Source organism: Sphingobium rhizovicinum (assembly GCF_042647625.1).
Taxonomy (GTDB): domain Bacteria; phylum Pseudomonadota; class Alphaproteobacteria; order Sphingomonadales; family Sphingomonadaceae; genus Sphingobium; species Sphingobium rhizovicinum.
On sequence record NZ_JBHRVU010000005.1, the window covers coordinates 439,507 to 452,214 of the forward strand.

7 protein-coding genes and 1 pseudogene are annotated in these 12,708 nt (G+C 63.1%); 5 read left to right on the plus strand and 3 right to left on the minus strand.

What is annotated here, in order from left to right:
* Positions 1-74 precede the first annotated feature (74 nt).
* Positions 75-1,493, plus strand: coding sequence for a M20/M25/M40 family metallo-hydrolase (locus tag ACFOKF_RS20755; protein WP_380798414.1), 1,419 nt, complete (start codon positions 75-77; stop codon positions 1,491-1,493).
* A 51-nt stretch (positions 1,494-1,544) separates the two neighbouring features.
* Here the strand turns inward: ACFOKF_RS20755 and ACFOKF_RS20760 are convergent, their stop codons facing one another.
* On the minus strand, positions 1,545-1,883 hold the full coding sequence (locus ACFOKF_RS20760; protein WP_380798415.1) for a gamma-glutamyltransferase: 339 nt from the start codon (positions 1,881-1,883) through the stop codon (positions 1,545-1,547).
* On the opposite strand from ACFOKF_RS20760, the pseudogene ACFOKF_RS20765 reads away from it, so the two are divergent.
* Positions 1,872-2,584, plus strand: a pseudogene (locus tag ACFOKF_RS20765) (IS5 family transposase). The gene ACFOKF_RS20760 and the pseudogene ACFOKF_RS20765 overlap by 12 nt on opposite strands.
* A 221-nt stretch (positions 2,585-2,805) precedes the next feature.
* Here the strand turns inward: ACFOKF_RS20765 and ACFOKF_RS20770 are convergent.
* Positions 2,806-5,931 carry a TonB-dependent receptor domain-containing protein gene (locus ACFOKF_RS20770; RefSeq protein ID WP_380798417.1) on the minus strand — a complete coding sequence of 1,042 codons (3,126 nt, stop codon included), beginning with the start codon at positions 5,929-5,931 and terminating at the stop codon, positions 2,806-2,808.
* 460 nt (positions 5,932-6,391) lie between these two features.
* Between ACFOKF_RS20770 and ACFOKF_RS20775 the strand changes: the two genes are divergently transcribed.
* Complete coding sequence (locus tag ACFOKF_RS20775) at positions 6,392-8,266, plus strand: gamma-glutamyltransferase family protein (RefSeq protein ID WP_380798419.1); 1,875 nt, start codon at positions 6,392-6,394, stop codon at positions 8,264-8,266.
* Between the two features lie 16 nt (positions 8,267-8,282).
* Positions 8,283-11,237, plus strand: a complete 2,955-nt coding sequence (locus ACFOKF_RS20780) for an amidohydrolase family protein (RefSeq protein WP_380798420.1) — start codon at positions 8,283-8,285, stop codon at positions 11,235-11,237.
* Between the two features lie 59 nt (positions 11,238-11,296).
* Here ACFOKF_RS20780 and ACFOKF_RS20785 read toward each other — a convergent pair whose 3' ends face one another.
* Positions 11,297-12,205 carry a LysR family transcriptional regulator gene (locus ACFOKF_RS20785; RefSeq protein ID WP_380798421.1) on the minus strand — a complete coding sequence of 303 codons (909 nt, stop codon included), beginning with the start codon at positions 12,203-12,205 and terminating at the stop codon, positions 11,297-11,299.
* A gap of 122 nt (positions 12,206-12,327) precedes the next feature.
* Between ACFOKF_RS20785 and ACFOKF_RS20790 the strand changes: the two genes are divergently transcribed.
* Positions 12,328-12,678, plus strand: coding sequence for an SDR family NAD(P)-dependent oxidoreductase (locus tag ACFOKF_RS20790; RefSeq protein WP_380798422.1), 351 nt, complete (start codon positions 12,328-12,330; stop codon positions 12,676-12,678).
* Positions 12,679-12,708 lie beyond the last annotated feature (30 nt).

The following is a 12,708-nucleotide window of genomic DNA, read 5'->3' on the forward strand; positions in this document are numbered from 1 at the left end:
ATTCGCGTTCCCGACCCGTGGAATATGGGCCGCCAACCGTCTGACAGAGCGAGGCCATGAGCGGGAGACGAGAGATGAGAGCAGGCTGGTTGAGACAGGCTGGCGCGACGGTCGCGCTCATGGCCTGCGGTGCAGGCGTCGCGCAGGCAGCGCCCGCTGCGCAGGACGACACGTTCCGCGCCATGCTGAAGGAGATGGTGGAGACGGACAGCAGCGCGGATTCGGGCAGTTGCACGAGCGTCGTGGAAAAGATCGCCGCGCGGATGAAGGCGGCGGGCTATCCCGCACAGAATCTGCACCTGTTCGTGCCCGAAGGCCACCCCAAGGCCGGCGCGCTGGTCGCCGTCTATCCGGGGCGCGCCCCCAAGCTGAAGGCCGTGCTGATGCTGGGGCATGTCGATGTGGTCAATGCCCGTCGGGCGGACTGGACCCGCGATCCCTATGCCTTCATCGAGGAGGATGGCTATTATTATGGCCGGGGCGTCGCCGACATGAAGGCGCAGGATGCGATCTGGGTCGACAATCTGCTGCGGTTTCAGGCGGAAAAATATAAGCCGCTGCGCACGATCAAGATGGCGCTGACCTGCGGCGAGGAAGGCGGCGGGTTCCTGAATGGGGCCAAATGGCTGGTCGACAATCAGAAGGAGCTGGTCAACGCAGGCATCGCCCTGAATGAAGGCGGCTATGGCGAGCTGGACGACAAGGGCAAGCGTGTCGACCAGACGTTCCAGGCGGCGCAGAAGGTGGTGATGCAATTCACGCTGGAAACCACCAATCCGGGCGGCCATTCGTCCGTGCCGCGCCCGGACAATGCGATCTACAGTCTGGCGCGGGCGCTCGACCGGCTGAGCAAATATGATTTCCCGGTCCAGTTCATCGACGCCAATCGCGGCTATTTCAGCAAGATGGCCAAGGTGGTCGGCGGCGAGGAAGGCGCGGCGATGACCGCGATCGTCGCCAATCCGACGGACCCGGCGGCCAACGCCCTGCTGAACAAGTCGCCCAGCTATCATTCGATGCTGCGCACGACCTGCGTCGCGACCTTGCTGTCGGCGGGGCACGCCGCCAATGCATTGCCGCAGCGGGCGACCGCCACGGTCAATTGCCGGGTCATTCCGGGCGTTCCGACCGAGGAGGTGCTGGCGACGCTGGTGAAGGTGGTGGACGATCCCGAGGTGAAGGTGAGCGCCAGCCGCACCTATCGCCCGGCCAACCCCGCGCCGGTCACGGACAAAATATTGGGACCGGCGATCAAGGTGTCGCAGCAGGTGTGGCCCGATGTGCCGGTGGTGCCGCATATGGCGACCGGCGCGACCGACGCGGTAACGATGAATGCGGCGGGCATCCCGACCTATGGCGTGACCGGCCTGTTCCGCGATCCCGACGGCAATGGCGTCCATGGCCTGAACGAACGCATCCGGGTGCGGTCGGTGACGGAGGGGCGGACTTTCCTGTACGGGCTGGTCAAAGCCTATGCGGACCAGAAGGACTGAGGGATTTCTGCAGGGGAGCGACTGGTTCGGCCCTCCCCCGCCGCCCTGTCTTCAATAGCCCACGGCATAGCCCATGCGGCGCGGATCGGCCCCGGCCATCGGCAGGCCGGAAGCATCGTCCAGCGCGAAGCGGGGCGCTTCGATCGCGGCCTGAACGGGCATGCCGCGATCGACGATGTTCACCAGAAACTGGAACTGGGTCTGGCCGATCGTTTCCCCGCCGGGCGAACCGAAGACGAGTTTAAGCCGCCCCTTGTCCCGGACGATCGTCGGCCCATTGCCTAAGGGTTGTGGGGATTTAGGATTCCCATTTATCTGGATATGTGATTCATGTTGTGGATGGATCGCTTTGTACTGACCGACGCCCAATGGGCGAAGATGGAGCCACATTGTCTGGGGAAGGTCAGCGATCCTGGACGCAGCGGCAAGAACAATAGGCTATTCATGGAAGCGGTGTTGTGGATTGTCCGAACGGGCAGTCCATGGCGCGACCTGCCAGCACAGTTCGGCAATTGGAGTACGGCGTTTCGACGCTTTCGCGATTGGCGCGAAGCGGATGTTTTCAAGCGGATTTTCGATGCTTTGTCGGATCAGCCTGACATGGAATACGCTATGATCGATGCCACCATCGTCAAAGTTCATCGTCATGGACAAGGCGCAAAAGGGGGACTTCGAGCCAGGCCATCGGCCGCTCCAAAGGCGGCATGACGACCAAGATATTGGCGCTCACCGACGCCTTGGGCAACCTGGTGCGCTTCCGTCTGATGCCGGGCAATCGCTTCGATAGCGTTGGTGTTGCACCGCTGATCGAAGGCGTCGAGTTCGGAGCGTTGCTCGCCGACAAGGCTTTCGACAGCAACGACATCATTACCGATCTCAACCAACGCGGCGCCAAGATCGTTATCTCTCAGCACCCTCGCCGCGCCATACCCATCCCGCTCGACGCCGAAATGTACAAATGGCGACACCTGATCGAAAACTTCTTCTGTAAACTCAAAGAGTTCAAGCGCATCGCCATGCGCGCATGCAAAACTGATCGCAGCTTCGAGGCCATCATCTACCTCGCTGCTGCCGTCATCAACTCAAGATGAATCCCCACAACCCTTAGAGCATAATCCGTTCATACTGAATCGGATCATGCTCTACTTCTCTTTTGTTTTCCGCATTTTCCGAGCCAGCAGATGATGCCATCTGCTTTGAAAATGCTCTAGCAGCGCGATCTTGCCGAGCATGTCTGCTCCCTTCATGTCTGCACAAACAAGAAAAGGCGCGACGCCGATCGGGCGCCGCGCCTTTGTTCTCATATTGGCCTTTAGAAGACCTTCTTCAGGCTGGTGTACCAGTAGCGCGCCTGCGGCTGGTAGAGGTTCGACATATAGCCGGCCGAGGAGAGCGGCGGATCCTTGTCGAAGATGTTGCGCGCGCCGACCTGAATGGTGGTGCCGTTGAGCGGCCCGCCATTTTTGAACGTATATTGGCCGTAGAGATTGACCGTGGTCTGGCCCTTCACGGTCCAGGGATTGGCCGCCGCATCGCGCACGCCATTTTCATAGACGCTGTCGATATATTGGGTGAAGGCGCCGACCTTCCACGGGCCCAGCGTCCAGTCAAACGTGGCCGAAAGGCGCCAGCGGGGCTGACCGTCGCGACCGATCACGTCGCCGCCGCCCTGAATGGGGACGCCGGCGTTAATGTCGCCAGCGGCCTGGCCGGCGATCACCTGCTGCACGCCGGCGGGCGCATCGACATAATAGCTGATGAGGCGCGAGGCGTTGACGTTGAGCGAGAAGGTGCCGATCCCGGTATTGGGCAGCAGATAGTCCAGGTTGAAGTCGATGCCCTGCACGGTGACGGGCAGCAGATTCTGGAAGTTGGCGACGACGTAGAGCAGCTCGCCCACCGGCGCGAGGCCGGTGCCCTGAACGCGGGCGATGTCGTCCGCCGTCGGATCGCGGCGGATGACGTTGGGGTTGCTGCTGCCCTGGGTGCGCAGCAGATAGTCGAGGTTCAGCGCATTCTGATAATCGAGCAGACCCACGACATTCTTCTGCTGGATTTTCCAGCGGTCGACCGTGAACGTCACCTTGCCCAGACCATCGGGCAGCGGCGGGGAAATGACCCCGCCGAAGCTCCAGCTGGTTGATTCTTCCGGCTTCAGATTGGGATTGCCGCCGCTGCGGCGCAGGACCGACACGTTGCAGACCGCGCTGGAGAAGTTGGTCGCGCGGCCGGAACGCACATCGGCGTCGCACAGCACATAGTCGAAGCCGCCATTCACGCGGTCCAGCGTGGAGGTGTTGATGACCTCCAGATTGGGCGCACGGAAGCCCTGCGACCAGGAACCGCGCAGCATCATGCCCTCCAGCAATTCCCAAGAACCCGCGACCTTGGGCTTTGCGACCGAACCGACGTCGCTATAATCTTCATAGCGGCCGGCGACCTGGAAGCTGAGGCGGCGGAACATGGGAATGTCCATTTCCGGGCTGAAGATCGGGATGGCGAGTTCTGCATAGGCGGATTTGACGTTGCGCTTGCCGCGCACGTCGGGGCTGGGGCTGGCGCCGCCAAGATCGGAGCCATAGAAGACGCCGGTGACGGCATCGGTATAGGTGGTGTCGACCCCGGCAATGCCGCCCTGGTAGGTGGAGCGATTGTCATGATAGGTTTCGCGCCGCCATTCGATGCCCGCCGCAACGCCGATGCTGTTGTCGGCCCAGAGGCCCAGCAGATTGGCGTTTGACACCTTGAAATCCCACAGGGCGAGCGAGGTGCGCGTCTTGCGGGTGGCTTCGATCATGAAGCTGTCGATGGTCGACTGGCTGTTGGGAGTGCAATCGCCAACGGAGGGCGTGCTGACGCAACCGCCGTTAAAGGGGTTGTAAGCGTCCGGCGTGGTGCGGTTGATCGCCGCCTGCAACAAAGTGTTGGAGAAATTCTCCTGCGTGTCGGCCGCCGTCGCCCAGGTGTAGAGGCCCGCCGATTCCCATTCGAAATCGCCGATATTGCCGCGCAGGCCGCCCAGGAAGCGATATTGATAGTTGGTGACGTCCACCTTGCGCGAGCCGACATCGACATAGCTGAGCGAGGTGATCTGGACCGGGAGGCCGGTTTCCGGCACGACTGCGGTGTCCAGCCCCGGCAGGCGGTTGGGCGAACCCACCGGACCCAGCGGGTTCCAATAAGCGTTGGCGGCCACGGTGATCGGAATATTGGCCAGCGAACCGGGCGCGCCGATCGTGGAGCTGGTCTTTCCGCGATAGAAGCCGACTTCGCCGAAGAAGGCGAGAGAGTCGGACAGTTCATAATTGAGGTAGGAGAAGATGTTGATGCGCTTGACCGACGGCTGGACGGTCAGGTCGTCGAAGGTCGCGGGGGAATTGAAGCGCAGGTTGGAATCCGCGCCGGACATTTCGGTCGCGCCATTGCCGTCATCATAGCATGTGTCGGACGTGCCAGATGCGATGCGGCATCCCGCATTGGCGCTGGGCTGGATATGGAACTGGCCCGAACTGTTGGTGAAGGCCGTGCCGTTGCTGGTGAGCGTGCGGTTCAGATAAACGGCCCCACCGCCGGGCCGCACCACGCGGAACGTGCCCCAGGGCGTGCTGGTGCTGGTGCCGTTCCAGGCCGCGACATTGGCGAAGGGCGTACCCGCCACATAGCCGCGCCGGTCGACGCTGGCGGTATAATCCTGATCGCTGAGATAGAGTTTCGACTTTTGCGCATAGCCGCCGAAGATGGAGATATTCCCGCGGCCTTCGTTAAAGTCGAAGCCGACCAGACCATTGGCCTGAAACTCGCGCAAATTGGTGCCTTCTGCGCCGCCATATTGGACGTCGAACTTTGCGCCCTTATAATCGGAGTTGAGGACGTTGTTGACGACGCCCGCGACCGCATCCGAACCATAAAGCGCCGCCGCGCCATCGCGCAGCACTTCCACGCGGGAGATATTGCCGACCGGAATGGTGTTGGCGTTATAGCCAAAGGTCGGGACGCCGGAATCGACGACGCCGGTAATGGCCTGCGACGTGGGGTGCAGCACGGTGCGGCGGCCGTTGATCAGCAGCAGCGTATTGCCCTGCCCCAGACCGCGGAGCGATACGGTGGACACGTCGCCGCGCGCGGCGTTGGCGTTGCCGCCGCCCAGCACCTGTTCATTGAAGGTGACGCCGCCCAATTGCGGAATGGAGCGATAGAGGTCCGCGCCGGACACGGCGGCGACGGCTTCGATCTGCGATTCACCCACGACGCTGACCGGCAAGGCCCCGGCGGTGTTGGCGCCCCGGATCTGCGAACCGATGACGACGATTTCCGCGCTCGGCTGCTCCTCCGCCTGCGGCGCGGCATCGGCCGCCGTCTGCGCTTGCGCCGCGCCGGCCAGCAAGGCCCACAGGCTGACGCCTGTCAACGCACCCAGTGTCTTTCCTCTATCCCTCATCGTGATTCCCCTGTGATGAAGCACATGCGCCGAACCCTCCGGCGCAAGGCCCTGGCGGTTCCGTCATCGGGATGGCCAACAAAATGCGGTGCAGAAGCCCGGATATGCGCACCCTGTCCTAAATTATGGCGCACACCATGCTGCACGGGCAGACCCTCCCGAAAACGGAGTTCCAGCATCCTCCCCTGCGCGGAATATCTCGCCTGTCGCCACCCTCACGGCGACAAAGCATTGTTCGGCGCGTCCTCCGCAAGTCGCGCAGCTTTCTTTTGCTAAAACTGACGAGCAGGAAATTTCCGCCATGCATTTCGAAATATCTTGAAATATGTCCTAATTTTATCCGGGACGTGGCGGAGACGGCGGGCTCGGTCGTTAAGAAGCCTATCGGCAGGCACGCGCCGTCCCTCCGGCCGTGTCGAACAGCATGAGCTTGACTGGCCGGGCACAGGGGATTTCTTTGATGAGCGACAGCGAAAAACAGGGGCTGAGCCGCCGCGATCTTGCGGCGATGGCTGTGGGTGGGGCCGCGATGATGGCCGGCGGCGCGCCTGCCATGGCGCAGGGCGGTGCAGCCAAGCCGGCGATTGAACCGACCAGACTGGTGAGCGCGGGCGAAACGCTGCGCCCCGAAATCGTCGGGCAATTCGGCATCGTCGCGGCCGGCCGCCATTATGCGGTGGCGGCGGGCACCCGCATCCTGATGGCGGGCGGCAATGCGACCGATGCCGGCGTCGCCGCCGTATTCGCGGCTGCAGTGACGGAAATATCGCATTTCGGTTTTGGCGGCGAAGCGCCGACCATCATCTATGACGCCAGGGCGAAGCAGGTGTCGCTGATCAGCGGCCAGGGCGTTGCGCCCGGCCTTGCCACGCCCGACAAGTTCGCGGCCGCGGGCGTCATTCCGGGCAATGGTCCCAATGGCGGTACGGTGCCCGCCATGGTCGACGCCATGGCGCTGGCGCTGCAACTCAATGGCACGATGACGCTGGATCAGGTGATGCAGCCGGCGATCGAACTGGCCGACGGCTTTGTCATGTATAATTTTCTGGCCGAAGTCTTCGTCAGCCAGCAGAAGGCCACCGCCAAATATAAGGACGCCTACGACGCCTATTATCCGGGCGGACAATTGCCCAGGACGGGCGAAATGTTCCGCCAGCCCAATCTGGCGCGCACGATGCGGACGATTGCGGAGGCCGACCGCGCGACATTCAAGAAAACAAAGGACCGCAAGACTGCTATTCAGGCCGGGCGCGACGCTTTTTACAAGGGTGACATCGCCCGCCGCATCGGCGCGGCAATGGAGCGCGACGGTGGGCTGATGCGCTATGACGACCTCGCCCGATATAAGGGCAAGGTCGAAACCCCGGCCATGACCAGCGTGTTCGGCTATCAGGTGTACAAAGCGGGCTTCTGGAGCCAGGGGCCAGCAATGCTGATGGCGCTGAACATCGTCGAAGCGGCCGGCATCGCATCCATGGAGCCGGGGTCAGCGCCCTATCTGCATACCGTAGCGGAATCGATCAAACTGGCGTTCGACGATCGCAACATGTATTTTGGCGACCCCGATTTCGCGACGGTGCCCATGAAGGGCCTGCTGTCCAAGGACTATGCCGCCGCCCGCGCGCGGCAGATCGGCCCAAAGGCGTCGCTGGAGCATCGGTTCGGCGATCCATGGGCGTTTGAGGGCAAGGCGCGCAGCACGCCGGTCTTCACCCCCCATATGCTCAAGGCCCCGCCAAAGCCCACCGCCGACACCACAGCGATCGAGGTGGTGGACAGGGACGGTAATCTCTTCTCCTGCACGCCAAGTTCCGGCTGGATGCTGGGTGGCGCCTATATTGCGGGCGACACCGGGGTGCCGATGAGCAACCGCCTGACCGTGTTCGATCTGGACCCGGCCAGCCCCAATGTTCTGGCGCCGGGCAAGCGGCCGCGCACCACCCTGTCACCGTCTATGGTGCTGAAGGATGGCACGCCCTATCTGGCGATCGGCACGCCAGGCGGCGACAATCAGGACCAGCAGATCATGAACGTGCTGCTGCGCGTGCTGGCATTCGGCCAGCCACTGCAGGACGCGATCGAGGCGCCGCGCATCAACTCCAGTCATTTCCACGGATCGTTCGGCATCAAGAAGGATGAGCCGGGCGTGCTGGAAATCGAGGATCGCGTGCCGCAGGCGGTGCGCGATGACCTGACGGCGCGCGGCCACAAGCTGGACGTGCTGGGACCGTTCGCCGTGTCCACCGGCATCGTCGCGACCGGCGTGGTGCCGGGCAGCGGCACGCTGCGCGGCGGGGCCGATGTCCGCCGCGAACGCTATGTCTTTGGCTGGTAAGGGAAAGAAAGCGACCATGAAATCCGCCATCACACTTTTGTCCATCGCCCTATTGTCGGCCGGCGCCGTCAATGCCTATGCCCAGCCCGCCAACCTGCCGCCGCCCGGCGGCGAAACGCCCGTCGCCTTCGATGTCCATGAAGGCACGTCCATGGCCGTGTCCGTCTCCCCCGACGGCAAATGGCTGGCGATGGATTTGCAGGGCAGCCTGTGGATCATCCCGGCCAAGGGCGGCAAGGCGAAACGGATCACCGACTATTTCAACGACGCCCGCCAGCCGGTCTGGTCGCCCGATGGATCGCGCCTTGCCTTCTTCTCCTATCGCGATGGCGGTTATGACCTCTGGACGATCAGGCCCGACGGCAGCGACATGAAGAAACTGACCGATGGCGCCTATGACGATCGCGAGCCGGTCTGGTCGCCCGATGGCAAGACCATGGCCTTCTCCTCCGACCGCAGCGGCAATTACGATATATGGACGCTGGACATCGCCAGCGGCGCGATGAAGCAGATTAGCAGCAATGGCCGGGAAGATCGCCTGCCCAGCTGGTCGCCCGACGGGTCGCGCATCGCCTATGCCGGCGTGGAAGGCAACAAGACGGCGCTCTATGCGACGACCATCGCGGACGGACAGGAAAGCCTGTTGAAGCAGGTGGAGGGCAAAGTCGATGCGCCGTCCTTCGGCCCCAGCGGCGAACTTGCCTATGTGGTGCAGGATGCGCAGGGCAGCCGTCTGGAAATCGATGGCAAGGCGGTCAGCGGCACGGAGAATGTCTTCCCCTTCCGCGTGTCATGGGGAAAATCCGGCTATTATTATGTGTCGGACGGCAAGATCCGCAGCCGCAAGGGGACTGCGCTGTCCACGGTCGATTTCGCCGCCACGCTGGAAGTGGTGAAGCCCCAATATGCGCGCGCCAAACGCGATTGGGACAGCAGCGCGCCGCGCAAGGCGCTGGGCATCGTCCACCCCACTATTTCGCCCGACGGCAGCCGCATCGCCTTTGCCGCGCTGGGCGACCTGTATGTCATGTCGTCCAGGGGCGGCGCGCCGGAAAATCTGACCAAGGACGCCGCGCTGGACACCGATCCGGCCTGGTCGCCCGACGGCAAGAGCCTGGTCTACACATCCGACAAGGGCGGTGGCCTGCCGCAATTGTGGATCCGCGACATGGCGACGGGCAAGGACCGCCGCCTGACCGACATCGACACCCAGCCGCTGGGCGCGGCATGGTCGCATGACGGCACGCGCATAGCCTATATCGACGTGGACGGCCGATGGGGCGTGGCGGGCGTGTGCGTGGTGGATGTCGTGACCGGCAAGATCACCCGGCTTCAGGGATCGCTGGGCCAGCCGGGCAGCCCAAGCTGGTCGCCGGACGGGAAGCATGTCGCGATTTCGCTGTCCTACAAATTTTCCAACAGCTTCCGCGAAGGCACGAACCAGATCTACATGATCCCGACCGACGGGGTCGGCAAACCCTTCTGGCAACTGCCCGAGCCGAACATGTCGATGGACACGCGTGCGGGCGGCGGACCGACCTGGTCCCCCGACGGCACGAAGATGGCGGCGATCTATGAAGGGTTGCTGAAAATCTGGCCGGTCGGCCCGGACGGCAAGCCGCTGAGTCCGCCGCGCACCTATACGTCGGATATTTCCTATTTCCCGACCTGGACCGGCGACAGCAAGACCATCCTGTTCCAGTCGGCCGACAAGTTGAAGTCGATCGACATTGAAACCGGCGCGATCACCGATATTCCGGTCGACCTGACCTACCGCATCGCCAATCCCGAAGGGCGCACGGTCATCCATGTCAGCAATCTGGTCGATTCCGTCCATGACGTGACCCAGCATGACAAGGACATCATCGTCGACGGCCATCGCATCGCCGAAATCCGCGACCATGACCCAGCGCTGCACAAGGCGGATCATTTCGTCGACGGCACCGGCCTGACCGCCATTCCTGGCCTGATCGAACATCATTCCCACGCGCAGAAGGATTTCGGGTCCAACCTTGAGCGCGCCTGGCTGACCTATGGCATCACCACCGTGCGCGATCCCGGCACGCAAATCTATGATGCGGTGGAGGATCGCGAGGCGGCCGAAGCGGGCGTGCGCCTGTCCCCGCGCCTCTATGTCGCGGGGCCGCTGCTGGAATGGCAGCGCGTCTATTACAAGATGGGGGTCGCCGTATCCGGCCCGGCGCATCTGGAGCGGGAGTTCACCCGCATGCGCGCGCTCAAATATGACATGATCAAAAGTTATGTTCGCATGCCTGACCTCTATCAGCGCCAGATCGTGCGCGCGGCGCATGAAATGGGCATCCCGGTCAGCGGCCATGAAATCTTCCCGGCCGCCTTTACCGGCGTGGATGCAACCGAGCATATGGGCGCGACCAGCAGGCGCGGCTATTCCCCCAAGCAGGGGCCACATGGCATGGCCTATGAGGATGTCATACAGTTGTTCGGGCGCAGCGGCCGCACGCTGACGCCGACCAATTTCGGCGCGATGAACCCCTATCTGGCGAAGAATCCGAGCTATCGCGACGATCCGCGCCTTAACCTCTATCCCATCTGGGCGCGCGAGACGATCAGCGGGACCGATCCGATGGCGGCGATGCTGAAACCGCTGCTTGAGGGGCAATATAAGAGCCTGAAGAAAATGTATGACGCCGGCGCGCTGGTGACGGCGGGCACCGACACGATGATCGCCAACAATCTGCATGCGGAAATATCTTCCTATGTCGATGCGGGGCTGACGCCGTTCCAGGCGCTCCAGACCGCGACGGTCAATTCGGCGAAGGATCTCAATCTGGATGCCGGCACGCTGGAAGCCGGCAAGCTGGCCGACATCGTGCTGGTGGAGGGCGACCCGCGCGAGAATATCGCCAATACCTTCAAGGTCCGGAAGGTCATGGTGAACGGGGTCAGCCATGATGTGGACGACATCATCGCGAGCGGCATGCGCAAATAGGCGGATCGGCCGGGCCATTCCGCCTTCCCGTGGCGGGATGGCCCGGCATCCTGCGCGGGTCAGCGATCCGCGAATATGTCCGGGTTCCTGAAGCCCTTCGCCAGATGATCGATCCACGCGCGGACCAAGGGCGGCAGGCCGGTGCGGGTCGGGAAGATCAGATGCACGATGCCGTTTTCGCTGACCCATTCGGGAAAGAGGTGCACCAGCGCGCCGCTGCGCAATTCTGCGGCGCAGGCATGATCCGGCAGCATCGCCACGCCAAGTCCCGCAACCGCCGCCGCCCGGATCGCGCCGAAATCCCCGCAGGTGAGGCGCGGGACATGGCGTATCTCCCGCAGCGCTCCTTCCGGGCCTTCCAGCCGCCACATGATTTCGCCATCCTCCCCTGACGAACTTAGGGTCGGCTCCGTGCGCAGGGCGTCGATCCCGCGCGCGGCCACCCGATTGGCCAGCGCGGGGCTGGCGATCAGGATGCGCCGGCTGTGCGCGAGCGTGCGCATCGTCAGCGCGGCGTCGCTGTCCAGCCGGGTGCGCACGCGCAGGGCGACATCGACCCGTTCGGCAATCACGTCCACCGGCCGATCGACTGCGATCAGTTGCACATGCGCCTTGGGATAGACGCCGAGAAAATCCGGCAACATGTCGGCGACGATTGCGACGAGGCCGGTCGGACAGGACATGCGCACGGTGCCGCGCGGTTCGGTGAGGCTCGCTTCGACCAGTGCCTCTGCGCGTTCGGCGGCCGCGACCGCAAGCTGGCACTGGGCATGGAAGGCGAGGCCGATGTCGGTGACGCGAAAACGCCGGGAGGAGCGTTCGATCAGCCGGACGCCCAACTGTTCCTCCAGCGCCGCGACACGCCGGCTGAGCTTCGATTTCGGCACCCGCAGCGCGCGGCCAGCCGCCGCAAATCCGCCGTTCGCCACCACCGCATCGAAATAGCGCAGATCATTATAGTCTTGCATGGCATCGTTCTATTCAAGGAACGATAAGTGTCAATATTGCCGACTACAGCGGAAATCGTTGCGGATTTATCTCCAACCCATCGGACGGCGACGGTTTGCCGACCAGAAGAAGGAGAATGACAATGACCTATGATCTGACCAACAAAGTCGCCGTCGTGACCGGCGGGAATAGCGGCATCGGCCTGGGCATCGCGCAGGAGCTGGCTGAACAGGGCGCGAAGGTTTTCGTGACCGGGCGGCGGCAGGAGGAGCTGGACGCCGCCGTCAAAGCGATCGGCCATGGCGCGGTTGGCGTGCAGGGCGACGTCACCAGCCTGGCCGATCTCGACCGCCTTTATGACGTCGTGCAGCAGCATGGCGCGCCGATCGACATTCTGGTCGCCAATGCGGGCGGCGGCGCGTTCCAGCCGGATGCGGCCAGCTATATCAACGGCGCGGAAATCTTCGTCGATGGCGGCTTTGCGCAAATCTGACGGCGCTGCGACCGAAGGCCTCCATCAGCC